Origin of the sequence: Sphingomonas daechungensis (genome assembly GCF_014489495.1) — a bacterium.
GTDB classification, from domain to species: domain Bacteria; phylum Pseudomonadota; class Alphaproteobacteria; order Sphingomonadales; family Sphingomonadaceae; genus Sphingomicrobium; species Sphingomicrobium daechungense.
In genome coordinates this window covers 1,664,231-1,690,240 of sequence record NZ_CP060780.1, presented here as the reverse complement: position 1 = coordinate 1,690,240, position 26,010 = coordinate 1,664,231, and the positions used below count along the sequence as shown (strand labels likewise).

18 protein-coding genes and 8 pseudogenes are annotated in these 26,010 nt (G+C 63.9%); 14 read left to right on the top strand and 12 right to left on the bottom strand.

From position 1 onward, the window contains the following. Nucleotides 1–84 precede the first annotated feature (84 nt). From H9L15_RS09075 to H9L15_RS09065, 3 genes are read right to left on the bottom strand one after another with little or no spacing between them, the layout of a single operon-like run. Complete coding sequence (locus tag H9L15_RS09075) at nucleotides 85–624, bottom strand: Smr/MutS family protein (protein ID WP_187713879.1); 540 nt, start codon at nucleotides 622–624, stop codon at nucleotides 85–87. Next, nucleotides 602–1,789, bottom strand: coding sequence for a murein transglycosylase A (gene mltA / locus H9L15_RS09070; RefSeq protein ID WP_187713878.1), 1,188 nt, complete (start codon nucleotides 1,787–1,789; stop codon nucleotides 602–604). Before mltA ends, H9L15_RS09075 begins: the two co-directional genes overlap by 23 nt. Further along, nucleotides 1,786–2,223 (bottom strand): Tim44/TimA family putative adaptor protein, encoded by a 438-nt coding sequence (locus H9L15_RS09065; RefSeq protein WP_317617472.1) that lies wholly within the window; start codon nucleotides 2,221–2,223, stop codon nucleotides 1,786–1,788. Before H9L15_RS09065 ends, mltA begins: the two co-directional genes overlap by 4 nt. A 400-nt stretch (nucleotides 2,224–2,623) precedes the next feature. On the opposite strand from H9L15_RS09065, the gene secB reads away from it, so the two are divergent. The 5 genes from secB to H9L15_RS09040 all read left to right on the top strand — a co-directional run bounded on the left by secB (nucleotide 2,624) and on the right by H9L15_RS09040 (nucleotide 6,536). Then, the gene (gene secB / locus H9L15_RS09060) at nucleotides 2,624–3,166 is read left to right on the top strand and encodes a protein-export chaperone SecB (protein WP_187713877.1); all 543 of its coding nucleotides are present in this window, start codon (nucleotides 2,624–2,626) and stop codon (nucleotides 3,164–3,166) included. A 28-nt stretch (nucleotides 3,167–3,194) separates the two neighbouring features. After that, nucleotides 3,195–4,709, top strand: a complete 1,515-nt coding sequence (murJ, locus tag H9L15_RS09055) for a murein biosynthesis integral membrane protein MurJ (protein ID WP_223276123.1) — start codon at nucleotides 3,195–3,197, stop codon at nucleotides 4,707–4,709. Between the two features lie 51 nt (nucleotides 4,710–4,760). Continuing rightward, complete coding sequence (gene trpS / locus H9L15_RS09050; RefSeq protein WP_187715855.1) at nucleotides 4,761–5,756, top strand: tryptophan--tRNA ligase; 996 nt, start codon at nucleotides 4,761–4,763, stop codon at nucleotides 5,754–5,756. Between the two features lie 85 nt (nucleotides 5,757–5,841). Then, nucleotides 5,842–6,354: a DUF4136 domain-containing protein gene (locus H9L15_RS09045; RefSeq protein ID WP_187713876.1), complete on the top strand. Its 513-nt coding sequence runs from the start codon at nucleotides 5,842–5,844 to the stop codon at nucleotides 6,352–6,354. Continuing rightward, on the top strand, nucleotides 6,351–6,536 hold the full coding sequence (locus H9L15_RS09040; RefSeq protein ID WP_262984761.1) for a DUF4136 domain-containing protein: 186 nt from the start codon (nucleotides 6,351–6,353) through the stop codon (nucleotides 6,534–6,536). The genes H9L15_RS09045 and H9L15_RS09040 overlap by 4 nt, the downstream gene beginning before the upstream one ends. A 53-nt stretch (nucleotides 6,537–6,589) precedes the next feature. Here H9L15_RS09040 and H9L15_RS09035 read toward each other — a convergent pair whose 3' ends face one another. The 6 genes and pseudogenes from H9L15_RS09035 to mutM all read right to left on the bottom strand — a co-directional run bounded on the left by H9L15_RS09035 (nucleotide 6,590) and on the right by mutM (nucleotide 11,977). Beyond that, nucleotides 6,590–6,976 carry a PEPxxWA-CTERM sorting domain-containing protein gene (locus tag H9L15_RS09035; protein WP_223276122.1) on the bottom strand — a complete coding sequence of 129 codons (387 nt, stop codon included), beginning with the start codon at nucleotides 6,974–6,976 and terminating at the stop codon, nucleotides 6,590–6,592. A gap of 29 nt (nucleotides 6,977–7,005) precedes the next feature. After that, the gene (locus H9L15_RS09030; protein ID WP_187713874.1) at nucleotides 7,006–7,269 is read right to left on the bottom strand and encodes a hypothetical protein; all 264 of its coding nucleotides are present in this window, start codon (nucleotides 7,267–7,269) and stop codon (nucleotides 7,006–7,008) included. A 111-nt stretch (nucleotides 7,270–7,380) separates the two neighbouring features. Then, the gene (locus tag H9L15_RS09025; protein ID WP_187713873.1) at nucleotides 7,381–8,778 is read right to left on the bottom strand and encodes a winged helix-turn-helix domain-containing protein; all 1,398 of its coding nucleotides are present in this window, start codon (nucleotides 8,776–8,778) and stop codon (nucleotides 7,381–7,383) included. A gap of 256 nt (nucleotides 8,779–9,034) precedes the next feature. Continuing rightward, nucleotides 9,035–10,434 (bottom strand): annotated as a pseudogene (dnaA, locus tag H9L15_RS09020) (chromosomal replication initiator protein DnaA). A 366-nt stretch (nucleotides 10,435–10,800) separates the two neighbouring features. Next, entirely contained in the window at nucleotides 10,801–11,064 is a 264-nt protein-coding gene (gene rpsT / locus H9L15_RS09015) for a 30S ribosomal protein S20 (protein WP_187713872.1), read from the bottom strand. A 106-nt stretch (nucleotides 11,065–11,170) separates the two neighbouring features. Beyond that, nucleotides 11,171–11,977, bottom strand: a complete 807-nt coding sequence (gene mutM, locus H9L15_RS09010) for a bifunctional DNA-formamidopyrimidine glycosylase/DNA-(apurinic or apyrimidinic site) lyase (protein WP_187713871.1) — start codon at nucleotides 11,975–11,977, stop codon at nucleotides 11,171–11,173. A 47-nt stretch (nucleotides 11,978–12,024) separates the two neighbouring features. On the opposite strand from mutM, the gene H9L15_RS09005 reads away from it, so the two are divergent. From H9L15_RS09005 to H9L15_RS08975, 7 genes and pseudogenes are all read left to right on the top strand, one after another. Beyond that, nucleotides 12,025–12,756: a class I SAM-dependent methyltransferase gene (locus H9L15_RS09005; RefSeq protein WP_187713870.1), complete on the top strand. Its 732-nt coding sequence runs from the start codon at nucleotides 12,025–12,027 to the stop codon at nucleotides 12,754–12,756. Beyond that, nucleotides 12,753–14,284 (top strand): annotated as a pseudogene (gene ubiB, locus H9L15_RS09000) (2-polyprenylphenol 6-hydroxylase). Before H9L15_RS09005 ends, ubiB begins: the two are co-directional and overlap by 4 nt. A gap of 154 nt (nucleotides 14,285–14,438) precedes the next feature. Continuing rightward, a complete protein-coding gene (locus tag H9L15_RS08995) occupies nucleotides 14,439–15,446 on the top strand; it encodes a hypothetical protein (protein WP_187713869.1) in 1,008 nt (335 codons plus the stop codon). Nucleotides 15,447–15,558: 112 nt separating this feature from the next. Further along, nucleotides 15,559–17,226, top strand: a complete 1,668-nt coding sequence (locus H9L15_RS08990) for a DUF885 domain-containing protein (protein WP_187713868.1) — start codon at nucleotides 15,559–15,561, stop codon at nucleotides 17,224–17,226. Between the two features lie 44 nt (nucleotides 17,227–17,270). Further along, nucleotides 17,271–18,447 (top strand): annotated as a pseudogene (gene coaBC, locus H9L15_RS08985) (bifunctional phosphopantothenoylcysteine decarboxylase/phosphopantothenate--cysteine ligase CoaBC). Beyond that, nucleotides 18,444–18,880: pseudogene (gene dut, locus H9L15_RS08980) on the top strand (dUTP diphosphatase). The pseudogenes coaBC and dut overlap by 4 nt, the downstream one beginning before the upstream one ends. Beyond that, nucleotides 18,877–19,633 (top strand): annotated as a pseudogene (locus H9L15_RS08975) (HesA/MoeB/ThiF family protein). The pseudogenes dut and H9L15_RS08975 overlap by 4 nt, the downstream one beginning before the upstream one ends. Here the strand turns inward: H9L15_RS08975 and topA are convergent. From topA to plsY, 3 genes and pseudogenes are all read right to left on the bottom strand, one after another. Continuing rightward, a pseudogene (gene topA, locus H9L15_RS08970) lies at nucleotides 19,630–22,095 on the bottom strand (type I DNA topoisomerase). The pseudogenes H9L15_RS08975 and topA overlap by 4 nt on opposite strands. A 51-nt stretch (nucleotides 22,096–22,146) precedes the next feature. After that, nucleotides 22,147–23,230: pseudogene (dprA, locus tag H9L15_RS08965) on the bottom strand (DNA-processing protein DprA). Further along, the gene (gene plsY, locus H9L15_RS08960) at nucleotides 23,227–23,817 is read right to left on the bottom strand and encodes a glycerol-3-phosphate 1-O-acyltransferase PlsY (RefSeq protein WP_187713867.1); all 591 of its coding nucleotides are present in this window, start codon (nucleotides 23,815–23,817) and stop codon (nucleotides 23,227–23,229) included. Before plsY ends, dprA begins: the two are co-directional and overlap by 4 nt. A 73-nt stretch (nucleotides 23,818–23,890) precedes the next feature. Between plsY and murI the strand changes: the two are divergent. Both murI and hemA read left to right on the top strand, forming a co-directional pair. Further along, nucleotides 23,891–24,678: pseudogene (gene murI, locus H9L15_RS08955) on the top strand (glutamate racemase). 118 nt (nucleotides 24,679–24,796) lie between these two features. Then, the gene (gene hemA, locus H9L15_RS08950; RefSeq protein WP_187713866.1) at nucleotides 24,797–26,008 is read left to right on the top strand and encodes a 5-aminolevulinate synthase; all 1,212 of its coding nucleotides are present in this window, start codon (nucleotides 24,797–24,799) and stop codon (nucleotides 26,006–26,008) included. Nucleotides 26,009–26,010: the final 2 nt, after the last annotated feature.

The following is a 26,010-nucleotide window of genomic DNA, read 5'->3' as shown; positions in this document are numbered from 1 at the left end:
AAGATGGTCGCGTGCCTCGAGACGGCCGATTGCCGTTCAGCGAGTCCTAAACGGGCACGGTTAAAAAAGTGTGCAGTGAACGAGTTACCGTTTTCGAAGGACGAGATAGAGGCTGCCGCCTCCGCCGTGACGCCGATGAGCCCCACGAACGGCCGCAATTCTCCCTGCGTGACGCGATGCCGCGAGCCAGTCGTGGACTGCCGCCCGAATCCGTCCGCGAGCGACCGGCGGTTCACCTGGGCGATGGTGCCCAGTTATTAACAAAAGGACGCGATCGCCGGCAGCCTCGGCACGTTCCAACGCCACGTCGATCGCGCTCCAGGCCTGGTCCAGATTGAGGCCGTGAAGGTCGACAATCCGGTCGGGTTGAACCGATCCGGAGCGCAGCTTGCGATCCCATGTTCCGTCGAGTGTCCTACCGGGCTGCGGCGGCTGAGGGGACCGGTTCTCCCGGGCTGGCGGCTTCAGCTTGGTCGTGGCGATGGGTGTCATCCCCTCCACGGCGCTCGGCAGCTCTTCTATTTGGGTAGAGGACGACTTGAGCGGCTCGCGCGATAGCGGTCGGATCGTGGCGGTGACACGAGCCCAAAGCTCGGCCTCATCAGGGCTGAGCGGTCGCGCCATTCACGGTGCCCTTTGGCACCAGGACCCAGGCGACGCCGTTGGCGGACATGCCGCCGGCGATGCGCGTGGCGTCCTCTCCCGCGCCCCAGAATGTATCGAAGCGATTGGCCCCCTTGATGGCACCGCCGGTATCCTGCGCGACCCAGAAACCGTAAGCCTCCGGCCGATCCATCGCTAGAAACACCGGAGCGCCGAGCGGGACGAACCTGGGGTCGGCCGCCACCGTCGCCTTGGGCGAGACGGGAACGTTCATGGCGCCCAATGGCCCCGGTCCCGTCAACTCCCGAAAGAAGATGTAGGACAGATTCTCGCGCATGAGCTGGCGGCCCTGATCGGGGTTCGCGCGCATCCAGTCCTTGATCGCCTGCATGTTGGCCCCGCCCGGTGGCAAGATGCCGCGCTCGCGGAGGAGACGCCCGATGGCCACATAATCACGGCCGTTCTGGTTCGCATAGCCGAGCCGCATGACTGTCCCGTCAGGGAAACGGACGCGGCCTGATCCCTGAATTTCTAGGAAAAACAGGTCGACGTTGTCGGCCGCCCAGGCAAGGATCGGTGCGCGGTCGGCAATCGCTCCGTCCTCAATTTCGGGCCGCGTGAAATAGAGAACGCAGGTGCCTGTCTCGTCGACTCGGCCGCGTCCGGTCTGGCCATCCAGGCGAGTGCAGCGTGTCAGGTCCCGCGGTATACCATGGATGGGAACGTAGCCGGGCAGCGGCGACCGCGATCCGGCGATTTCCGGCTCGTAATAGCCGGTTGCGAAGGCCTTGCCGCCGCCGACCGAGATCCAGTCAAAGCGATCGCGGAAGAACGCGCCGGCGGCTTCCGGCGCAACTGCGCTCGCTTCAGTGCAAACCGCGGCCCAGGCAGCACCTGACGTCAGGCCAGATTGATCCTGACGGCGTAGAAGCGCCGGACAGCTCGCTCGGAAAGCCTTGAAAGCCCGGCTCGCGTCCATCTGTGTGACAAATTGCGGCGCGGCCGCCAGACTGATGCCCGCTGCAATGGCGTTAGCAGGCGGCGGCGGGGCAAGCGGCGCGGGCGGAGGAACGGGCCTTGGGACGGGCGCTGGTGCAGGCTGCGTTGGAGCCGGGACTGGCCGCGTCGCGCAAGCTGACAGGAAGATGAAAGTCGCGAGCGCAACCGCTCTTGCGGCGCGGGTCACTCTTCCTCGTCGGTCTCGATCAGAAGCCAGTTGGGATCGCGAGAACCGATCTTCCGACGGAAAGTCCACAGGTCGCGGGTCTGCACCGCGTCGCTGAGCGAGCCGGCGACAACTTCGCCATCCTTGTTGCGAGTGACCGCCGCAATGTCGGCTTCGAACCGAACCGTGACAACCGCAAGATCGTGATCGGCCGATGCCTCGGTGATGAGGGTCTGCTCAACGTTGACTAGCCTGTTGTCGAGGACGAGTCCGTCCTTCTCACGCTGCTCGATGGCAGACGAAAACGTCTCGTAAACATGGTCGTCGACATAGGGGCGCAGCGCATTCGCATCGCCCTTCCAGAAGGCTCCGAGCACGATCTGGTAGGCGGACTTCGCGCCCTCGAGGAACTTCGCGACGTCGAATGTCTGATCAGCCGCGAGCAAGGCGCGCACGCCCGGCCCGCGGTTGGCAGATAGGCAAGGTCGCCAGCATCGGTCGACGACGGCTGCAGGACCGAGGGCTGGGTCACCCGCGGCTCGACCATAGCCTCAGGATCGGCAGGCTTCAGAATCGGCTGCTGCTCATGTCCCGTGCGCTCACCCAGCACACTGTAGAGCCGCAGACCGATGAACAATGCCACCAGAGCCAGGATGATGATCACAGTCAAAGCTTCGAGTCCGATCCTTCAAATCTTAGCACGAACATAGTGCGCGAAACCTTTCAATTCAAAGCCCGCATCGCCATGCCGTCGCCATTGCGCGCCCGATGGGCGACTGCTAGTCGGCCAACCGCAAACGCGCACGGGTCCAAACAGGGTCCGCAACTCCCAAATCGATCAAGGCGAAGAACACAATGGCCGATCAGGATACGCTTACACCCGGCAACGGCTCCGGGGACCAGAACCTTGGCCCGCAGGCCGCGACCCTTGCGCAATACATCAAAGACCTTTCGATTGAGAATCCAAATGCGCCGCATGTGTTCCAGTGGCAGGACCAGCCGCGCGTCGACGTTCAGTTCAACATCAATGTCGATCGCGTTTCGGACGACGTTCATGAGGTGGTGATCAAGCTCGACGTCTCCGCACGTTCCGACAGCGGCGTCCAGTTCATGATCGAGCTCAGCTACGGCGGCCTGTTCGGACTTCGCAACTTCCCGGAAGAAGCGCTTGGGCCGTTCCTCCTCGTCGAGGCCCCTCGCCTGCTGTTCCCGTTCGCCCGCCAGATCATTGCGGAGTCGACGCAGAACGCCGGTTTCCCGCCGCTGCTTCTGGACGGCATCGATTTTGGGGCCGCGTACCTCGCGCAACTGCAGGCAGCCCAGGAAGGTGAGGCTAACGGCAGCGGCGAGGCCGCTCCGGCGGAGCCGGCCCCGTCGCCCGACGAGGGCCAGGCGTAATCGCGCCTGACCGAAGCGGGATCGCGTCATGAACCTGCTCAAGGCAACTGGAACAATCGGCGGGCTGACCCTGGTCAGCCGCATTGCGGGCTTCGCGCGCGAGATGCTGATGTCTCGCGTCATGGGCGCAAGCTGGCAGGCGGACGCCTTTTTCGTCGCGTTCCGGCTTCCCAACACTTTTCGCCGTCTGTTCGGTGAAGGCGCCTTTTCGGCCGGCTTCGTCCCGCTCTACAGCCAGCGGCTGCAGGGTGAGAACGGCGAGGTAGAGGCGAAGAAGTTCAGCGAGGAAGTGCTGGCGATCTTTCTCCCGACCCTGATCCTCTTCACCCTCGTCTTCGAGATCATCATGGGACCGTTCGTGTTCCTGATCTCGGGCTATCACGGGCAGGAATTGTGGCTGGCGACGTTCCTCACTCGCCTGACCTTCCCCTACCTGCTGCTGATCAGCCTCGTTTCCCTGTTTTCGGGCATCCTCAACAGCCTCTCGCGGTTCACCGCGGCGGCCTTTGCTCCCGCCTTGCTCAATCTCGCGATGCTCACGGCGCTGATCTTCGTGCCGCAGGGCGGAACGACCACCGCCTACGCGCTTGCTGTCGCCGTCACTGTCGGCGGCATGATGCAGCTCGCGCTGCTCCTGACGGCCTGCAAGCGAGCCGGCGTGGTGCTGAAGCTTCGGCGGCCGAGGATGACTCCCGGCGTCCGCCAGTTTGTCCGGGTCGTCATTCCGGCGACTTTGGGGGCGGGCGTCTATCAGATCAGCGCCTTCATCGACACGTTCTTCCTGACGCGCATCGGGACCGGGGCGATGAGCTATTTCAACTATGCCGACCGCCTCAACCAGCTTCCGCTCGGCGTGATCGGTGCGGCTCTGGGAACTGCGATCCTGCCGCAGGTGAGCAAATATGTCGGCGCCAACGAGCCCGAGAAAGCGGCGAAGGTCCAAGGACAAGCGGCGGAGCTCGCCATGCTGCTCTGCCTTCCCGCGGCCCTCGCTCTTGCGGTGAGCGCTCTTCCCCTGGTGTCGGCGCTCTTCCAGGGCGGCAAGTTCACGCCGGAGGATGCTCGGCTGACGGCGCTGACGCTGTCGATCATCGTGCTTGGCTTGCCGGCTTATGTGCTCGTCAAGGTCCTGACGCCCGGCTTTTACGCTCGGCAAGACACGGCAACGCCAGTGAAGATTGCTGTCTTCGTCCTGATCGCGACCGTTGTCCTCAATTTCGTCCTGATCCCGCCATTCGGCATTGCCGGCCTTGCCTCCGCGATCGCGATTACCTCGTGGCTCAACTGCCTGATCCTCTACGTGATCCTCCATCGGCGCGGGCATTTCCGGATCGAAGGCTGGCTCGCTAGCCGCATCATTCGCCAGCTTATCGCCGGCGCTCTCATGGTCGCGGCTCTGTACGGCATCCGAATGGTTCTCGGCGGCTGGTTCGACGGTACGGTCGTGAAGCGCCTTGCGGGCGTCGTCGCGCTCGTCGGTGGCGGCATGGCGGTCTACTTCCCGGCGGTGTGGTTCCTCGGGGCACCGACCGCGAGGAACTGAAATCCTTGTTCCGCCGCAGTAGACCGTACACCGATGTCGGCTAACCCCAGCATGCGCGTCGTTTCCGGTATCCAGCCGACCGGCGGGCTTCACCTCGGCAACCTTCTCGGCGCCATCCTTCGCTGGGTCAGGATGCAGGATGAGGCCGAGTGCCTGTTCTTTCTCGCCGATCTTCACGCACTCACCATCGACGTTGCGCCAGCCGAGCTCCGTTCAAACGTTCGCGAGATGGCGGCAGCGCTGATTGCCAGCGGGATCGATCCTAAGAAGTCGATCCTCTTCCAGCAGAGCGCGATCCCCGCCCATCCCGAGCTTGCCTGGATTCTTCAGTGCACCGCTCGGGTCGGCTGGCTGAACCGCATGACGCAGTTCAAGGACAAGACCGGAAAGTCGCGCGAAGGCGCCAGTGTCGGCCTCTACACTTACCCGGTCCTGCAGGCGGCGGATGTTCTCCTCTACCGGGCAACGCACGTGCCAGTGGGAGAAGATCAGAAGCAGCACATCGAGCTCGCCCGCGACATCGCGATCAAGTTCAACACCGATTACGAGGTCGATCTCTTCGTGCCGCCCGAGCCCTTCGTCGGCGGCGGGACCGCGGCCCGGGTGATGAGCCTTCGCGACGGGACTTCGAAAATGTCGAAGTCGGACCCGTCGGACATGAGCCGCATCAACCTGACCGACAGCGACGACACCATCTCTCAGAAGATCCGCAAGGCGAAGACCGATCCCGAGCCACTGCCGGAACACCACGCCGGGCTGGAGGGCAGGCCAGAAGCCAAGAATCTCGTCGGCATTTATGGCGCAGTGACGGGCGAGACCGTCGAGCAGGTTCTGGCCCGATTCGCCGGACAGGGCTTCGGAGCGTTCAAACCGGCGCTGGCCGATGCTCTGGTGGCCCTTTTGCACCCGCTTCGTTCATCTTTGGAAGAGCTCCGAAACGACCCTGCGGAGCTGGACCGTCATCTGGCCGAAGGCTCTGAACGTGCAGCAGAATTGGGCGCGCCGACCCTCGCGGAAGCCTATCGCGCAATCGGTCTACCCCGATGAACGCTCACTTCATCGATAGTTCAGCGGGCAACGACTAATTGGATTTCGATACCCCGCAGTGGGTTTTGGAAATTCGAGGTCTGAAATGTCTATCAAGAAACTGGCCGCCGCTGCCTTTCTGGGTGCGGCTGCGCTGGGCGTGTCGGGCTGCGCCATGGGCCTGCCGACGAATGTCACCCGTTACACCGCTATGCCCGTTCCTGCCGGTCAGACGTTCTACGTCGTCCCGGCGAACGGTGCGCTTCCAACGCTGGAGTTCAACCGCTTCGCGGCCCAGGTCGCGCAGCAGATGGAAGCCAAGGGCTACCGTTCTGCCGGTGCGCCCAACGTCGCCGACATGCTCGTCAAGATCGGATACGGCGTAGACAAGGGAAGCACCGAGGTCTCGGTCGATCCTTTCGCTCGCTCCCATTACTATGATCCGTTCTACCGCGGCCGCTACAGTCCGTTCTACGGCGGCTATTTCGGCCGGCCGTACTACTCGCGGTTCGGCTACGCGGGTTACCGCTCGCCCTTCTACTGGGCTGGGACGATCCGTACTGGTATGCGTTCGGTCCGGACCCGGTGCGTCAGTACACGGTCTACAAGAGCGAATTGAACCTGGACATCGTCCGCCGGGCCGACAGTGCTCCGCTGTTCAACGGTAAGGCGGCCGCCCGGTCGCAGACGGATGAGCTTGGAACGCTTGTTCCCAACCTTATCGAAGCAATGTTCACCAACTTCCCCGGCACGAACGGGGAAACGGTGAAGATCACCGTCCCGGCCAAGAAGAAGGCGTAAATAAGAATGAAGGCCTGCTCAGGGGACTGGGCAGGCCTTCGAGCTGCCGCTGCTCACGCGACGGCTTTCAAGAGGCTTGCCCGGCGCGATCGCCGAAACGCGGTGCCAGTCAGCCCGAATCCCAAGAGCATCATCAGCCATGTCGCAGGTTCAGGAACCGCACGCGCTTGAGTGCTGCTCGACAGGAAGTCGGCGATTTCCGCGTTCGTCCCGTCTGCAAGCGGGTTCACCCGCGTTCGCGACCAGAGATTGAACATATAGTCTTCCGGCGCGAGGCCCATTGAGTCCAATAGCGACAGCGGCACGGTCGCGGACAGACTGTTGCCGGCGATCGTCGTCCCTCCGGCGATAACATTGAAGGTCGGTGCTCCGGCCGGCGGTATTGTAACAATGCGAAGCGTGCCGTCTGGGAACATCACCACCACGGCATCGAAAAGCACTCCTGCGCCAACGCTTGGACTTCCGAACGTCAGACGCGGCGCGCCGCTGCCTCGATTGATCCCCAAACGAAAATGCTCCCTGTGGTTGTTCCGATCGCACCGTTCATGGTGGAGGTCAGGAAGTAAGACGTGCCGTCGAACGCGACATCGCCGCTCAGGATATCGACGTCGTCGTTGAGCGGACCCGTATAGGTCGAAAGAAAATCGTCCAGAGGGTCGACAACAGTCGCGGACGCCGGATTGGCGAGGGCCAGCAAGACCGTGGCAGAGGTTACTAAATACAAGAGCCGCATTTTAAGCCTCCCAATTGAGCTCCAATGGGAGGCGACAGTCGCGTATCACGTGGCCTTTCCGAAAGGATGCGCACCTGATGATTGGCCGGCGAACCGCCGATTTCTTGCTGGCTACGCTCGTAGTGAGAGGGGATCGATGTCCATCGAATCCCAGTAGTCGGATAGGCCGATGGCGGTCGTGAGCTGTCGAAAGCGCCTGTCAGAATTGATTGAGGTCATAGCGGGCCAGTAAAGCTGATCGGTGTATCGGCGAGTGTAAGGGCCGATTGGCGATGGCTCGCCGAACGATCCTTCGTTGAGATAGTAACGCTCGAGGCTCGCAAGCGTGAGGTCGGGGCGACCGAGCAATGCGAACACCGGAGCGGCGAAAGCGATCGACTGCACATCGTCGCGGCTCATCCGAACCTGATCTTCTACGGAGGCTTCGATGTCTTCAGGACTCTCTTTGTCGATGGCTCGGGCAAGCCGGATGAATGGCGCGACCTCAGCGTCGCCAGTCCCGGACGGACGGGTTTCCGGATCCATAAGCATAGCAGCTGCCGAACCGGCGCGACCCGTGAAGAGCAGGTGGTCGTACTTGGTATGCCAGAGAAAGGGATTGGCAGGCCAACGGTCTGCCGCTTCCTTGAGAAGGGCGTCGGCATCCTGAATTTGCCCTGCACGAGAAAGTGCTGTCGCTGCAAAGGCATAAGGGCCTGGGATCATCGGATCCCGTTTAATGACGCCCATGTGCAGCGCGGCTCCCTCCTTTAGCCGGCCAACCTGATAATAGAGGATGGCAAGCCTCCCGTTGGCGAGCCAATGGTCTGGGTACTCGCGCTGGATCCTGCTCAATTCAGGCTCCAATCGAGACCAGTTGCGGAAGTATGGCAGGACGCATGCCAGGGCCAGCTGCGCGTCCGGATTATCGGGTTCGAGCTCAAGAGCGCGATTGGCTGCAGAACGAATCCGGTCGGGGAGGCCTGCAAGCTGCGCCTCGCTAAATCCGTCGAGGCCGTGCGTATAGGAAAGAGCCAGCATTCCCCAGGCTGCGCCATACAGCGGGTCGATGCGCACGGCGCGTTCGAAGTAAGATACCGCCTGCCTGGTCTGGTCAGGACGGCTTGCGCGTTGGGCCAGATCGCCAAGCCGCACGAGCTCTACGGCCTCCGGATCGGGGCGATGCTGCCACGGCTTTCGCCAAAGCAATCCAGTACCAAGCGCCCCTGCAACGGCCGCACCAGCGCCGAACAGCCAGTTCCGGCGGCTCGCAGTGGGCGCCGACGGCTCGGATTCGTGAGACCGATCCTTGGCTGCCAGTGCTGCGTCGACGATCCGGTATCCCACCTTCGTGATTGTTTCGATTGCGAAGGTACCGCCCCCAATTTCCGAGGCGACCTGGCGAAGACGCGAAACAGCGCGATTGATGGCGTCCTCTCCGACGATTCGCCCGTCCCAGCACCATGCGATCAGCTCGTCGCGCGTCACGATGCCGCCGCGTGCGCGAGCCAGTGCGACGAGAAGCTGCATTACGCGCGGTTCCAGGGTCTCGCGCTTGTCGCCGCGTTTGACCTGGCGGACTGATGGTTGAACTCTGAGGTCCCCGACCGTGAAGGGCAGTTCGTGCGCAAGGACGATCTGCCCAGGGACAGCCAGCCCGTCGTGCTTTTCTTCCCCATGACGGAAGATGTAAACCGGAGTTGTTGAAATAAGAAAGGCCCGGCGGGATTGCTCCTGCCGGGCCCATTCTTCGACCTTTGGGGCGGTCGAAACCCCCTCCCCGAAGCTAGCCTTCGAGCTGGCGCGTCAGCAGGCGAATGTCCGCATCGAGCTCCGCATCGCTAGCGCGAAGCTTCTCGATCTGGCGCACCGCATGGATCACCGTCGTGTGGTCGCGCCCACCGAAACGCCGACCGATGTCTGGCAGCGACTTGGGCGTCAGCTGCTTCGACAAATACATGGCGACCTGGCGCGGGCGAGCGACTTCGCGCGCGCGGCGCGCCGACGTCATTTCGGCCTTGCGGATGCGGTAGTGCTCGGCAACCTGAGCCTGGATCTCGTCGATCGTGATCCGGCGCTGGTTGGCGCGAAGCACATTGGCGAGAACCTCTTCGACGAAAGCGATGTCGATCGCTCGGCCCGTCATCATTGCATAGGCAGCGATGCGGTTGAGCGCGCCTTCCAGCTCTCGAATGCTCGACGTCACCCGGCGGGCGAGGAACTCGACCACGTTTCGCGGCATGTCGACCGCGGGAAGAGCCGCCAGCTTCGTCTCGATGATGTTGAAGCGAAGCTCGAAATCCGCCGAGTTGATGTCTGCGACGAGGCCCCAGGACAGACGCGACAGGATGCGCGGCGCGATTCCGTCAAGGTCCTGTGGGGCGCGATCGGACGTGATCACCAGCCGGCGACCGGCAGTGATGATTTCGTTCATCGTGTGGAAGAATTCTTCCTGCGTCGAGTCCTTGCCGGCAATGAACTGGACGTCGTCGATCAGCAGCAAGTCCGCGCTCCGCAGCCGCTGCTTGAAGCCGATTGTGTCGTTTTCCTTCAGCGCACGGATGAACTCGACCATGAACTTCTCGGCCGACATCGAAACGACCTTGGCCGAGCGATTCTGCGCCAGGAACGCGTGACCGATGGCGTGAAGCAGGTGCGTCTTGCCCCGGCCAGTTCCGCCATGAATGAAAAGTGGGTTGAAGCTTACGGTCTTGGCCGTCGCCAGAGTCCGCGCGGCGGTCGCCGCAACTTCGTTGGCCTTTCCGATGACGAAGGTTTCGAACCGGTAGCGTGGATCGAAGTTCGGTGCGGACGGATCGCGGCCGCGAGCGGCCGGCTCAGGCGCCTCCTCCAGGATCAGCAACGGAGTCGGGCGCGGGCCGTCTGTGCCGGCCATGACCCGGACCGAGCGGACGAGCGGAAGCGTTGACTTCCACGCGAGCGCGAGTCGGTCGCCGAAATGCGAGCGTACCCAGTCGGCCATGAACTGGCTTGGCATGACGATGTCGAGCGTGCCGGTCTCAGGGTCCAGGTCGCCAAGCGCAGCGGGCTTCAGCCAGCCGTCGAATGTTCGCGCACCAAGATCGCGACGAAGCCCGTACGGATCGATTCCCAAGCGGCTTCGAGCGGCGCTGCGACCAGCCCTTCGACCTGCTCCTGAGACACCTCCGAACGTTGCCCGTGCACTGGTTCGCGCCTCCTCATTTCCCTGTCAAAGAGACAAACGGAGTCCGTCGCGACCAACGCGAGTCGGGCGCCCATGACTGCTTTTCTCTCTAGCCCCCGGCGCGGATTCGCGACCGGAAAGGCCGTTTTGGAAGCCTCGGGCTGGTGATTCAAGCGCGATTTTTCACAAGACTGAAATAATCAGCCTTGACAGAGGAAACGTGGGACTTTTGCGTTGAAACGGCAGAAAACTGCCATTTTCGTGGTTAGTCGCGCGTTAACGATTCCGCGAATCGCGGGAATTGCTGCATTTTTTTGACGCGGCAAAAAAGAAGGGCCGCCGGCAATGCCGACGGCCCGTTTCTTTGCGGGACTAATCCTCGGGGATTACCCTAGTGCAGCAACCCTCTTGGCCAGCCGCGAGAACTTCCGGGCCGCCGTATTCTTGTGCAGGACGCCACGGGCAACGCCACGTGCCATCTCCGGCTGAGCATCGCGAAGAGCCTTTACGGCATCATCCTTCTTGCCTGCTGCCAAGGCCGACTCGACGGCCTTCACGAAGGTCCGGATGCGGCTGACGCGGCTGTGGTTGATGGCTTCGCGGCGCTCGTTGCGACGGATGCGCTTCTTGGCTTGCGGCGTGTTCGCCATGAATATTCCTCTAAAACCCTGTGTCTCAATGAAAAAGCGGCGCGTAGCCAAGAGGCCGCGCCGACGTGAGGACTCCCCTAACCGGAGAGGCCCGAATCGTCAACAGTCAGCGCTGGCAGGCCGGACAGTAGAATGTCGACCGTCCGCCCTGGACGATTCGACGGACCTTCCCGCCGCACCCGCACGGCTGACCCTCCCGATCATAGACGGCGAACGCCTTCGAAAAATAGCCGAGTTCGCCATCAGGACTGGCGAAGTCCCGCAGCGTCGATCCGCCCGCCTCGATCGCCTCGTCGATCACCTGGCGGATCGCGACCACCAGCCGGTCGAGCCTTGGCAGGCTTATAGAGCCGCCGGCCCGTGTCGGATGGATGTGCGAACGATATAGAGCCTCGCAGACATAAATGTTGCCGAGCCCGGCGACGATCGTCTGATCGAGCAGGAGCTGCTTGATCGCAGCGCTCCGGCCGGCCAGCCGCTGCCTCAGGTCTCCCGCATCAAGCTCGAGCGGCTCGGGTCCCAACACTGCAAACGCCGGCCACGCATCGAGTTCCGAGGTCGGGATCAGATCGACCGAACCGAATCGCCGCGGATCGTTGAGAGCGAGCCGGGTCCCCTCATCCGTCTCCAGCAGCAAGTGGTCGTGCTTCTCGATCTCCGCGCGATTGATCCTCCAGCTACCTGACATGCCGAGATGAAAGATCATGGTATCGTCGCGGTCGGTATGGATCAGGCCATACTTCGCCCGGCGCCCAAGGCCGATGACCTTCGCACCGGTCAGCCGCTGGCCAAGATCCTTTGGGAACGCCCGCCGCAGGTCCGCACGACGCGCCTCGACCCGCTCGATCCGCCTGCCGTCAAGGACCTTGGCAAGTCCGCGGACGGTGGTTTCGACTTCGGGAAGCTCTGGCATCGGCGCGATATGGCGGACTGTCCGCAACCTCGCTAGAGCCGCGCCCCATGTCAGAGAAGGTCAGCTTCGGCGAGGAGCTCGTCAGCCCGGAAGAAAAGACCCGTCGCGTCGGCGAAGTCTTCAGCTCGGTCGCCCGCCGCTACGATGTCATGAACGATTTGATGTCGGGCGGCCTCCACCGGCTGTGGAAGGACCGCTTCGTCGCCCGGGTGAAGCCTCGCACCGGGGAGCGCATTCTCGACATGGCCGGCGGCACCGGTGACATCGCCTTCCGCATGGCGCAGCGCGGCGCCGAGGTCACCGTGTCGGACATCAACGCCGACATGCTTGCGGTCGGTGAAGAGCGCGCGAAAAAGCGCGGCCTGACGGGTCTGAAATGGCAGGTCCAGAACGCCGAGGAACTGATCTTCCCGGACAGTAGCTTCGACGCCTACACGATTGTGTTCGGCATCCGGAACGTCACGCACATTCCGAAAGCACTGAAGGAAGCGCATCGCGTGCTGAAGCGCGGCGGACGCTTCTACTGCATGGAATTTTCACGCAGCGACTGGCCGGGCTTCTCGGAGCTTTACGACGCCTGGTCGAAGAATATCATTCCGAAGCTCGGCAAGGCGATCGCCGACGACGAAGCGAGCTACAAATATCTCGTCGAATCCATCCAGCGCTTTCCACGGCCCGAACGCTTTCGCGAAATGGTGACCGAAGCAGGCTTCGTTCGAGCCGCCGCTGAACCGATGCTCGGCGGGCTGGTGACCATCCACAGCGGGTGGAAGATTTGACCACGACGGTCACCCACCTGTGGCGTCTGTTGAAGTGGGGCCGGACGCTGGCTCGTCACGGCGCCCTGCGCGGTATTGAATCCGATCCCTTGACGCCGCCGCCCGTGCGCCGCCTCGCACGGCTTGCGCGCTTTGGTGCGCGGGTTCCCGATACGCCGGAATATGCTGCGGCTCTTCAGGCGATTGGCCCTGCAGCGATCAAGCTTGGACAGGCTCTTTCGACCCGGCCCGACCTCGTCGGCGCCAAGGCGGCCGAAAATCTGTCCCAGCTTCAGGACAACCTTCCGCCTGCGCCTTTCGCCGCGATCCGGCAGACGATCGAGTCATCCTTCGGGACGAGCATCGAGAGCCTGTTCGTGGAGTTCGACGAAAATCCGATCGGCGCGGCGTCCATCGCGCAGGTCCACAAGGCTGTCACCACGGACGGCAAGGTAGTCGCGGTCAAAGTGCTTCGGCCGGGCGTCGAGGAAGAAATCGCCAGGGCCATCGACACCTACGAGTGGGCAGCCGCTCACGTTGAATCGATGGGCGGGGAGGCAGCCCGCCTGCGCCCCCGCCTTGTCGTCGCCCAATTCAAGCAGTGGACGGCGCGAGAGCTGGACCTTCAGCGAGAGGCCGCGTCAGCCTCCGAACTCCGCGAGAACATGATCGCCGAGCCGGGCTATTACGTGCCCGAAATCGACTGGCGCCGGACCGCCAGGCGGGTGCTCACGCTCGAATGGCTCGACGGGATCAAGCTGAACGACCGCGAGGCGCTGATCGCCGAAGGGCACGACTGCAGCGCCTTGTCCGGAATTCTCGTCCGCGCCTTCCTTCGCCAGGCCGTGGTCGACGGCTTCTTCCACGCCGACCTGCACCACGGGAACCTGTTCGCCCTGCGTGACGGCCGGATCGCCGCCATCGATTTCGGGATCATGGGCCGCATCGACCGCAGAGCGCGAATGTGGCTTGCGGAAATCCTCTACGGGCTGATCACGGGCGACTATCGGCGCGTCGCGGAAATCCACTTTGAGGCGCAGTACGTGCCCTCGCACCACAATGTGCAGGAGTTCGCGACCGCCCTGCGTGCGGCCGGCGAGCCGATCCGGGGCCTCCCCGTCAAGGAGATTTCCGTCGGACGGATGCTGGAGAGCCTGTTCTCCATCACGCGCGATTTCGACATGCCGACGCAGCCGCATTTGCTGCTTCTGCAGAAGTCGATGGTGATGAACGAGGGCGTGGCGACCGCGCTCGATCCCGACATTAACATGTGGGAGACAGCAGAGCCGTTCCTTCGCGACTGGCTGCGCTCCGAGCTTGGCCCCGAGGCATATTACGCCGACCGCATCGTCGAGCTGGTCCGCGCCGCCAAGCTTGTGCCCGAACTGATCAAGCGGATCGACCAGTACTATCCCCCATTCGGTGCTGCCCTCCTCCCCCGCCACTGCCCGAGATTGCGGTGATCCAGCGGCCGAGATGGGCCGGCTATGGGCTGGTCGCGCTGATCGGTGCAGCGGTCGGAGCGGCTGCCATATTCTTGGTCGGCTAGACGACTCTTTCACTTCCGAATCAGCAGCTTGCGCCAGCCGGATGTCTGGATGCGCCGAGCGACGTTGAGGCACGGAACGGCCATTCACTCGCTCCGTTGGACAGAGGTGGGCGCACCCGCCCGCTTCAATTTCGTCCAGACAAGGAGGCCCGCAATGGCAAGAGGATATGGCGACGACATGAACCGCGACCGATGGCGCGACGAGAATCGCGAACGGTCGAGCTACGGACGTGATCGCGACGAGGATCGCGGCTTCTTCGAGCGCGCCGGCGAACAGCTTCGCTCCTGGTTTGGCGACGATGACGACGATCGCCGGCCCGGTCGCGACTATCAGCGCGACACGTCCTGGAACCGCGACCAGCAGATCAACCGCGGCCAGCAGCCTCGCTCTTGGGACAACGACCGCAATTCAAGCTCGCACGGCGTGGGCTGGAGCGGCGGATCGTCGTGGGATCAGGATCAGCACCGGAGCGCTGAGCGCAATCGTGGGCATGGCCGTGAAACCGGCGGCTACGGTGGCGGGATGAGCCAAGGTCAACGCTCAGGAAGCAACTGGGATCGCGAACAAGGCCGCGGCGGATACGGTTCGCCCCGCAGTTCATCGCAGGATCGCGACCGCAGCCTCTCCAGTGGCTTCGGCGGCTTTCGCAACGAGAGCGACTTCCGCGGCCAGCATCGGCGCGACCACGCGCAAAGCTGGGGCGAAGCCAATCGCGGTGAGAACGAATCGCTCGGCTACAGCGACATGGGCGACACTCTTGGCGGCTTCGGCAATCAGCGCTTCGGCAGCAGCCAGGACGATCACTATCGCAGCTGGCGCGACCGTCAGATGTCGCAACTCGACCGCGATTACGACGATTACTGCCGCGAGCGCGAACATCAATTCCACTCCGACTTCGATAGCTGGCGGCGCAATCGCCAGAGCCAGTCTCCGTCGGCATCGAGCGGCGGCTCGGGTGTCGACACGGGAATGGCATCGAATGCTGGTGTCGGAACGACCACGGCTTCGGTGACCGGAACCGGCGGCAGCGGCTCCGCAAGTGGCGCCGCGACCGGCGTTGGCGGCTCGATCCAGGCCGACACCACGCGGGCGATCGAGACGGCTGATGCCGGTTCGGAAACTGGCAGCGGCGGACGTTCTGGCTCACGCTCGCGAACCTAGGTGCAAGTTCGTCACGGGAGGCGGGGCTCGCAAGGGCCCCGCCTTTTTCGTGCCTGCTTGCGCTGCGGCAGCGGGGCGATAACCTCCGGCGACAACCTTTGGGGACTGGCCGATGTTTCGAATTGCCCTGGCGCTTGCGATTTCCGCCATTCCCATGATTTCGGCATCACCGGCGCAAGCCGCTCAAGCCTCCGCCTCGACCTATCCTCAGTTGCTCAAGGCGTTCGAAGAATGGCGAGCGCTAAACCAGCCCAAGATCGCCAACGGCCGTCCCGATTATGGCCCGTCGGCGATGGCTGAGAAGGCAGGGGACCTAGCCAACCTGCAACTGCAGATGACCGGGCTGAACACCGACGGTTGGACCGCTTCGCAGAAGGGCGACTACCGCCTGATGCAGGCTGAGATGAGCGGCCTCGATTTCTACTTCCGCGTCCTCAAGCCCTGGGCCCGCGACCCAGGTTTTTACCAGACCGTCTTTCCGGAGATGAGCGACGTTCCGGCGCACGAGGGTACCTACGCCGAGCCGGTCATCGACCTGTTCGCCTATCGTTGGCCGCTCAATGCGGCCGACCAGAAGCGCCTGACCGCGCAATTGGCGACCATTCCGCCGCTCCTGACCGATGCGCGCGCGAACCTCGCCGGCAGCACGGCTCACGACCTTTGGGCCTACGGCGACCGTGCCTTTCGCGAGCAGGCCGAAGCCCTCGCAGCGCTGGAAGCGGGCACCCTGAGCCTTAACGACCTCGACGGCCGGCGCACGGCGTCGCTCCTAGGCGCGTCGCCGCAGCTGAAGAAAGCCGTCGCCGAGGCGCGCGAGGCAACCGTCTCCTTCGCCGACTGGATCAAGTCCGAGGCACCCAAGCGCCAGGGCCCGTCCGGCGTCGGCAAGGACAACTACAATTGGTACCTGAAGCACGTCCTGCTCGGCCCCTACGACTTCGACCAGCAGGTCACCTTGCTCCGCCGGGAGCTCGACCGTTCGCTGGCGTCGCTTCGACTGGAGGAGGTGCGCAATCGCACGGCTCCGCCAATCCCTGAAATCAAGGATCCGGCTGCCTACAAGGCGATGGCGCTGGCGCGTGAGGAGAGGCTCTACCGGCTGCTCGTCGATGCCGGCTTTATTGCCGACAAGCCCTACTTCCGCTCCGCATTGTTCGGCCAGCTAGGCGATTACACGCCGGTCGAGCAGCGCAACTTCTTCACCCACGTCACTGCACTCGATCCGCTGCCGCTTTCGAGCCACCAATTCCACTGGATCGAGCTCGCTCGCCTCCGCCAAGAACCGCACCCCAGCCCGATCCGGCAGACGCCTCCCCTCTTCAACATCTACGCTGACCGCTCCGAAGGCCTGGCAACGGCGATGGAAGAGGTGCTGATGCAGGCGGGCCTCTACGACGACGAGCCCCATGGCCGCGAACTGGTCTGGATCATGCTCGCCAATCGCGCCGCCCGCGGCCTCGCGTCATTGCGGGTGCAGGCCAACGAGATCGGGCTCGACGAAGCCGGCAAGTATCACGCGTCTTGGACTCCGCGCGGCTGGTCCGACGCCAACAGCAGGCTCGTCGGCTTCGAGCAGCTGCTCTACCTTCGCCAGCCCGGTTACGGCCCAAGCTACATTATCGGCAAGACTCAGCTCGACCACCTGCTCGCCAAGGCCTCGCACCAGGCCGACATCGAGGGACGCCCCTTCTCATCTCGCGACACCTTCGCTGCCATCTGGGCGTCCGGCATCGTTCCCTTCGCCATCATCGAGGACGAGTTTCTCGAACCCGCGAATTAGCCGGAACTCGACTCTCGACGCCTCGCAGGGCTAAGCCGCGGGCCATGGCCAAGGTGCTGCTGATCGTTGGCGGAGGGATTGCCGCCTACAAGTCGCTCGAGCTTGTCCGGCTGTTCAAGAAGGTCGGGCACGAGGTGACGCCCGTCCTCACCAAGGGTGGGGAGCATTTCGTGACGCCGATGGCGCTCGGCGCGCTCGCCAAGAGCGAGGTCTACACGTCCCTGTGGGAGCTCAAGGACGAGATCGACATGGGCCATATCGAACTCAGCCGATCCGCCGATTTCATCCTCGTCTGTCCGGCCACGGCGGACCTTCTCGCCAAGATGACAGCAGGCATCGCCGACGACCTGGCGACGACTTTGCTTCTCGCCACCGACAAGAAGGTGGTCGTCGCCCCGGCCATGAACGTTCGCATGTGGCAGCACCCGGCAACCGAGCGAAACATCGCACAGCTCAAGGTCGATGGCGTCACGGTCATCGATCCCGACGAGGGCGAAATGGCGTGCGGCGAGTACGGCCCGGCCGCCTTCACGAGCCGCAAGCGATCTTCGACTTTCTCAACCAGCGCGGATTCCTCGGCGAAAAGTGACGCTCCAGGGCAAGCACATCCTTGTCACGGCCGGCCCGACTCATGAGCCGATCGATCCCGTCCGCGTAATCGCCAATCGATCCTCCGGACGTCAGGGATTCGCCATTGCCGCCGCCGCCGCCGAGGCCGGCGCGCGGGTGACGCTCGTTGCCGGACCGGTCTCGCTCGACACTCCGCCCGGCGTGGACCGGGTCGATGTGGAGACCGCCCAGCAAATGGCGGATGCAGTCATGGCCTCCCTCCCAGCCGACTGCGCGATCATGGTCGCCGCAGTCGCCGACTGGCGCGTGGAAATCTCGCCGACCAAGCTGAAAAAGGGAAACGGGCCGCCAAAGCTCAAGTTCGTGCCGACGCGCGACATTCTGGCAGAAATCTCGGTGCACGAACGGCGGCCGCGGCTGGTGATCGGTTTCGCAGCCGAGACCGACAATGTCGTCGAAAACGCCATCGCCAAGCAGGTTGGCAAGAAGGCCGACTGGATCGTTGCCAACGACGTTTCCGGCGACGTCATGGGAGGTCACCGCAACCGCGTCCATCTTGTGACAGCGAGCGGAATCGAGGACTGGCCGGAAGACTCAAAACAGGAAGTCGCGCGGCGCCTCATGCGCCGCGTCGAACAGGAGATCGGATGATCGAGATCAAGCTTACCCGGCTGCCCCACGGCGAAGGCCTGCCGCTTCCCCAATATGCGACCGAGCACGCCGCCGGCCTGGACGTTGTGTCCGCCGAGGACCTCACTCTTCAACCGGGAGAGCGGCATGCCGTCGCGACCGGCTTTGCGATAGATATCCCACACGGAAACGAGGTGCAGGTGCGTCCCCGCTCCGGACTGGCGCTCAAGCACGGCATCACCTGTCTCAACACGCCCGGCACGATCGACAGCGACTATCGCGGCGAAGTGAAAGTCATTCTCGCCAATCTCGGCGGCGAACCGTTCGAGGTTCGTCGCGGCGAGCGGATCGCGCAGCTTGTCCCGGCCCGGTCCTCCAGGCACGGTTCACCGAGGTGCAGGAACTGGAGGAAACCGCGCGAGGCAGCGGAGGCTTCGGAAGCACCGGCCGGTGAGCGAACTTAGCGACGACGAGCTGGAGCGCTACGCACGACACATCGTCCTCCCGCAAGTCGGCGGCGTCGGCCAGCGCAAGCTCAAGTCGGCGCGCGTTCTCGTCGTCGGTGCGGGCGGCATCGGCAGTGCAATCGTCCCGGCACTCGCCGGCGCAGGGATCGGGAAGCTCACAATCATCGATGACGACATCGTCGATCGCAGCAACCTTCAGCGCCAGCCCATCTTCCGTGACGACCAGATCGGCCAGCCCAAGGCGGTGCTGGCGGCGGAGGTCGTGCGCGCGCTCAACCCCTATGTGGAAGTCACTGCCGTTAAGGAAAGGCTGAGCGCGGACAATGCCGAGTCGCTCCTGGCGGGCCACGATCTCGTGATCGACGGCTCGGACAATTTCGCAACGAGGTTGGTCGTCGGCGACTTGCTTACGCGTCTTCGCATTCCGCTGGTGTCGGCGGCCGCGGTCATGTTCCAAGGGCAGATCGCCCTCTTCCGCGGCTGGGAGCCCGACAAACCCTGCTACCGCTGCTTCGTCGGCGATGCGTTCGACAGCGACGATTGCGACACCTGCGCCGAGCAAGGCGTACTCGGCGCGCTGACTGCAACCGTGGGAGCTTCGCCGCCCTGATGGCGATCCGGGTCATCGTCGGGATCGGCGAGGACGTCCCGGAAGCTTATTCCTGTTCGACGGAGAAGCGCTCGACTGGCGAAAGATCCGCCTTCCGAAGGACCCGAACTGCCGGACCTGTTCGGCCTAGGCCTTCTTCTTCCGCGCCGGCTTCTTTTTGCCTTTAGCGGACGGCCCTTGGCGGCCTTGGCGTCGATCCATTCCACCGCCTGCTCCAGCGTGACTGCCTTCGGGTCGGCGCTCTTGGGCAAGGTCGCGTGAGTCGAACCATCGCTGACGTAGGGACCGTAGCGACCGGACATCACCTTGATCTCCAGTCCGCTGCTGGGATGGGCGCCGAGTACCGCAATCGGCTCGCGCGAAGCGCCTTGGCGGCGTCCGCCGCCTGAAGCCGCATCGGCAAGCTTCGCGACCGCCGCGTTCATCCCGGTCTCGAAGACTTCGGCCGTCGAATTCAGCCGCGCATATTTGCCGTCATGCTCGAGATAGGGCCCGTATCGGCCAATCGAGGCCTTGATGGTCTTGCCGGTCTCCGGGTGCGCGCCGATCTCGCGTGGCAGCGACAGCAGTCTTTCGGCCATTTCGAGGTCCACGTCCGCAACCGGCACGTCCTTCGGGATCGACGCTCTTTTGCCTTCGCGCTCAAGGTACGGACCGAAGCGCCCGCTCTTCAGCTCGATCCCGTTGCCAAGATCCTGCGGGCCCTCACCACCCGCCTGCTCGCCGCCCTGTCCGAACTTCTGCGTGTAGCGGCATTCGGGATAGTTCGAGCAGGCGACGAAGGCGCCGAACTTGCCGCCCCGAAGCGAGAGCCGGCCGTTGCCGCAAGCCGGACAGACGCGCGGATCGCTGCCGTCCTCGCGCGGCGGATAGAGCCATGGCGCCAGAAATTCATCGAGCGCAGCCGTCACTTCCGACGGCTTCTGCTCCATGACTTCACCCGCCTTGGGCTGGAAGTCCCGCCAGAATAATTGAAGCAATTTCTGCCAGTTGAGGCGCCCGCCTGAGACGTCGTCGAGCTCTTCTTCCAGCTCCGCGGTATAATCGTAGCTGACGTACTTTTCGAAGAACCGCTCCAGGAACGCGGTCACGAGCCGTCCGCTCTCCTCGGGGATGAATCGAGCCTTCTCGACCCGCACATACTCCCGGTCCTTCAGCGTCTGCAGGATCGAGGCGTAGGTCGACGGCCGACCGATCCCAGCTCCTCCAGCCGCTTGACCAGGCTCGCTTCGGAGTAACGCGGCGGAGGTTGCGTAAAATGCTGGGTCGCCTCCACGCCGGTCTTGGTCGGCGCATCGCCCTCGCGCAAGGCCGGCATGCGAGCGCTCTCTTCATCCTGGGCGTCGTCGCGGCCCTCGTCGTAAAGCGTCATGAAGCCCGGAAAGAGCACGACCTGGCCGGTCGCGCGGAGCACGGCCCTGCCCGCTCCATCGGTCAGCTCCACCGTCGTGCGCTCCAGACGCGCGGACGCCATCTGGCTGGCCAACGCGCGGTTGTAGACCAGCTCGTACAGACGAGCGTGGTCGCCCGACGCCGCGTGCGACCGGCCGAAGTCCGTTGGTCGGATCGCCTCGTGAGCCTCCTGCGCGTTCTTCGCCTTGCTGGTGTAGCGCCGTGGCTTGTCCGGAACGAAGCCGCTGTCGTAGCGGTTGGCGATCGCCTTGCGGGCGGCGCTGATCGCCTCTTCCGCCATGTCGACGCCGTCAGTGCGCATGTAGGTGATCAGCCCGTCCTCGTAGAGAGACTGGGCGACCCGCATCGTGTGGCTGGCGGAGAAACCTAGCTTGCGCGCGGCCTCTTGCTGAAGCGTTGAGGTGGTGAATGGCGGCGGCGGGTTCTTGGCGAATGGCTTGGTCTCAACCGAAGCGACGGTGAAGCGTCCGCCTTCGACCACCGCCTTGGCGGCATCGGCATCGTTCTTGGAGCCGATCGAAAGGCGGTCGAGCTTCTTGCCATCGAGCTGGACGAGTCGCGCCGTGAACGGCTGGCCGTCAGCCTCGAAAGTGGCGCTGACCTGCCAATATTCCTGGGTCTTGAAGACCTCGATTTCGCGTTCGCGGTCGACGATCAGGCGGAGCGCCACCGACTGGACACGGCCGCGGACTTCGCGCCGGGCAACTTGCGCCACAGGATCGGCGAGAGCGTGAAACCGACGAGATAGTCGAGTGCCCGCCGGGCGCGGTACGCATCGATGAGGTCGACATCGAGCTCGCGCGGGTTGCGCATCGCCTCGGTGACCGCGGCGTTGGTGATGGCATTAAAGGTTACGCGCTGCACATCCTTGGGCAGCGCCTTCTTCGCCCGAAGCACCTCTTGGACGTGCCAGCTGATCGCCTCTCCTTCCCGGTCGGGGTCAGTGGCGAGGATCAGCGCGTCCGCCTTCTTCGCCTCGTCGGTGATGAGCTTCAGCTGCTTCGAACGGTCTGGCGAAACCTGCCACAGCATGTCGAAATCATGCTCGGGATCGACCGAGCCATCCTTCGGCGGAAGATCCCGAACATGCCCGTAGCTCGCGAGTACGCGATGCCCGCCGCCCAGATACTTCTCGATGGTTTTCGCCTTCGCCGGCGATTCGACTACGACCAGTTTCACAGATTGCCCTCACGCATACGCGTATAAGGTGGGGACTTCGGATTCGGCCCGTCAAGCCGCTCGCAAGCTGACCTTTCCGCCGGCATGCCGATCGAGGCGTCCAGCAAGGTCGAGTTCCAGCAGCGCCATCTGCACCGCGCCACTCGTAACACCCGACAAGCGAATGACCTCGTCGACCGGCACCGGCGAGGGCCGAGCAGTTCCTCGACGATGCCCAGCGCACTATCATCGCCGTCCGACTGATATGGCTCGGCTTCGTAGGCGTTTCGGGGCGAAGCCAGGCTCGATTGCATCGGTCGCACGGCCTCCAGCACGTCGGCCACATTCTGGACGAGCGTCGCGCCCTGCCGGATGAGCTGGTTGCAGCCCTGCGCCCTCGGGTCGAGCGGGGAGCCCGGCACCGCCATCACCTCGCGTCCCGCCTCCGCTGCGAGCCTGGCAGTAATCAACGATCCGGAGCGCGGCGCCGCTTCGACAACGACCGTTCCCGCGCTCAAGCCGGCGATAATGCGGTTGCGATAGGGAAAATGCCGGGCGCGCGGCTCGGTACCCGGCGGCATCTCGGCAACGACCAATCCACGCTCCGAGATCGCCTCCTGCCGTGACTGGTTCTCCGGCGGATAGAAGAAGTCGACGCCTCCCGCGATAACGCCGATCGTGCCCGTTCCGAGCGAACCGTCGTGCGCCGCGCTGTCGATACCTCGCGCCAGGCCGGAGACGACTACCGCATCCTGCTGACCGAGATCATACGCGAGCTGGCGCGCGAAGCGGCAGGCCGCCGCCGACGCATTCCTCGCGCCGACGATCGCGATTAGCGGCCTGTCCAGCAGGCTCAGGTTACCCTTCACGGTGAGGACGGGAGGAGCGTCGTCAAGCTCAGCAAGAGCTCGCGGATAGAGGCCTTGCCCAGGACAAGGTACCGTGCCCCCAATGTCTCGACGCGCGCAATCTCGCGTTCCGCGTCGCCTCGGCTGACCAGTCTCGGCGCTTTTCCTCCGCCCCGCGCCGCAAGATCGGGGACAGCCTCAAGCGCCACTGCGGCGGAGCCGAAGCGGGCGATGAGCTGGCGGTAGGTTACAGGCCCGATACCGGGCGAACGGACCAGCCGAAGCCGGTCGACCAAATCATGAATCACGCGGTCTTCTTACCTACCCTTGGCTCCTTGCCGTGCCGAAGCCGGACGATGTTCTCACGATGTTTCCAGACGACCAGCAAGGCAAACCCGAGAAACATCGGGAACAACAGGTCCTGGTCGAGGACGGCAGCGCTGATCGGCGCGCTGATTGCGGCGGCGATGCCGGCCACAGATGAAATCCGGACGATAAGCAACAGCCCAAGCCAGATAACAGCGTAAATGACAGCCGCGATCGGCAGCAGCGGGATGAGGATGCCGAGCAGGGTGGCGACGCCCTTCCCGCCCTTGAACCGTAACCAGACTGGGTAGAGGTGCCCGACCAGGGCCCCGGCAGCTGCGAAATTCTCCGATCCTGGCCAAAGGGTTCGAGCCAAGAGGATCGCAGCTGTCGCCTTGAGACAGTCGAGCACAAGGGTTGCAGCCGCGAGTGGCTTACTGCCGGTCCTCAGCACATTGGTCGCGCCGATGTTGCCGGAACCGATGTCCCGGACGTCGCCCTTGCCGGCGAGCTTGGTCAACAACAGGCCGAACGGAACCGAACCGAACAGATAACCGAGCGCCAGCGCGAGCAGCAGGTCCTTACTCATACCCGTCGGATTGGTAGCAGAAGGCGCCGAGCCTGCAATTGCGCGCATTCACGCCGCGTGCAAAGCGGTCGGAATGGATGCGGACGCACCTCTCCTGTTCTTCGATTCCGGCGTCGGGGGCTCTCGGTCCTCGAACCGGCACGGGTGCTGCTCCCGAACGCGCCGATCGTCTACGTCGCGGACAATGCCGGCTACCCATACGGCGGACGGAGCGAGGCCGAGATCGCCAGCCGCGTACCCGCCCTCCTGGGCCGGCTCGTGGAGCGCTTCCACCCTCGCCTGGCCATCATCGCCTGCAATACGGCATCGACCATCGCCCTCGACCACGTCCGGTCGGCGCTGGACCTACCGGTCGTCGGCACCGTGCCCGCGATCAAGCCAGCCGCCGAGCTGTCGAAGTCGCGCGTGATCGGCGTTCTCGGAACTCAGGCAACCGTCCGCCAACCCTACGTCGACAATCTCGCGGCGGAGTTTGCCGCGGACTGCACCATCATCCGCCACGGTTCGCCCGAGCTGGTCGACCTTGCCGAAGCGAAGCTGGCCGGCGACGAGGTGACCGTCGATGCCGTTCGCGCTGCCGCGCAGCCGATGTTCGATGCCCTGAGCGGCGACCGGATCGACGTCGGCGTATTGGCCTGCACCCACTTCCCGCTTCTCCGGGAGGAGCTCGAAGCGGCCTACCCTGGCGTTGAATGGATCGACGGCGGCCCCGGCATCGCCCGCCGGATCGCCTACCTGACCCGCGAGCAGCCGTGGCCGGCGGACCCGCGTGGAGGGGTGATGATCTTCACGGCAGAGCCGCGCTCGCCTCTCCTCGGCACGCTGGCCCGTTACGGGATTGGGGAGGTCCGAACGCTTTGACTTGTTGCGAGTCGTTCGCAATGGAATTCCGGAGGCACCGTCGCTAAATGCCCGGCCAAGCGGGGATAAGGGATATTCCCTAATCGATCCGGAGTCCCTCTCGGGTAAGCATCGCGCAATGGATTACGACAGCATCTTCAAGGCAGCCATCGACAAGCTGCACGAGGAAGGCCGGTATCGCGTCTTCGTCGATATCCTGCGCACCAAGGGCAACTTCCCCAACGCGCAATGCTTCGGCGGCAATGGCCCGAAGCCGATCACCGTCTGGTGCTCGAACGACTATCTTGCAATGGGCCAGCACCCCTCGGTGATCGAAGCGATGGAGCTCGCGCTCCGCGACGTTGGTGCCGGGTCGGGCGGCACCCGCAACATCGGCGGCAACACCCATCTCCACGTCCAGCTCGAGGAAGAGCTGGCTTCGCTTCATGGCAAGGAGTCCGCGCTGCTCTTCACGTCCGGCTACGTCTCCAACGAGGCGGCGCTGTCGACTTTGGGCAAGCTGCTCCCCGGCTGCGTGATCTTCTCCGATGAACTCAATCACGCTTCGATGATCGCCGGCATCAAGAACTCGGGTTGCGAGAAGCGCGTGTTCCGCCACAACGACCTCGAACATCTCGAGGAACTACTGGCCGCAGCAGAGCCCGAAACTCCGAAGCTGATCGCGTTCGAAAGCGTCTATTCGATGGACGGCGACGTCGCGCCGATTGCCGAGATCTGCGACCTCGCCGACAAGTACAACGCGCTGACCTACCTCGACGAGGTCCACGCGGTCGGCATGTACGGCGCCTGCGGTGGCGGCATTTCGGAACGTGACGGCGTCGCGGATCGCCTCACCCTCATCGAAGGCACGCTCGGCAAGGCGTTCGGCGTGATGGGCGGCTACATCACCGCTTCGAAGACGATCGTCGACTGCATCCGCAGCTACGCGCCCGGTTTCATCTTCACGACCTCGCTGTCACCGGTGCTCGTTGCCGGTGCGCTTGCAAGCGTCCGCCATCTGAAGGCCAGCTCGACAGAGCGCGACATGCAGCAGGCGGCGGCCGCGCAGCTCAAGGCCAAGTTCCGCTCCGCCGGCCTCCCGGTGATGCCCAGCGTGACGCACATCGTGCCGCTTTTGGTCGGCTGCCCGGTCAAGGCCAAGCGGATCAGCGACATCCTGCTCGCCGAGTACGGCCTCTACGTTCAGCCCATCAATTATCCGACCGTCCCGCGCGGTACGGAGCGGCTGCGCTTTACGCCCGGCCCGCACCACACGGCCGAGATGATGGACGAACTGACCTCCGCCCTGGTCGAAATCTGGGACCGGCTGGACATGCAGGCCGCTGCCTGAGC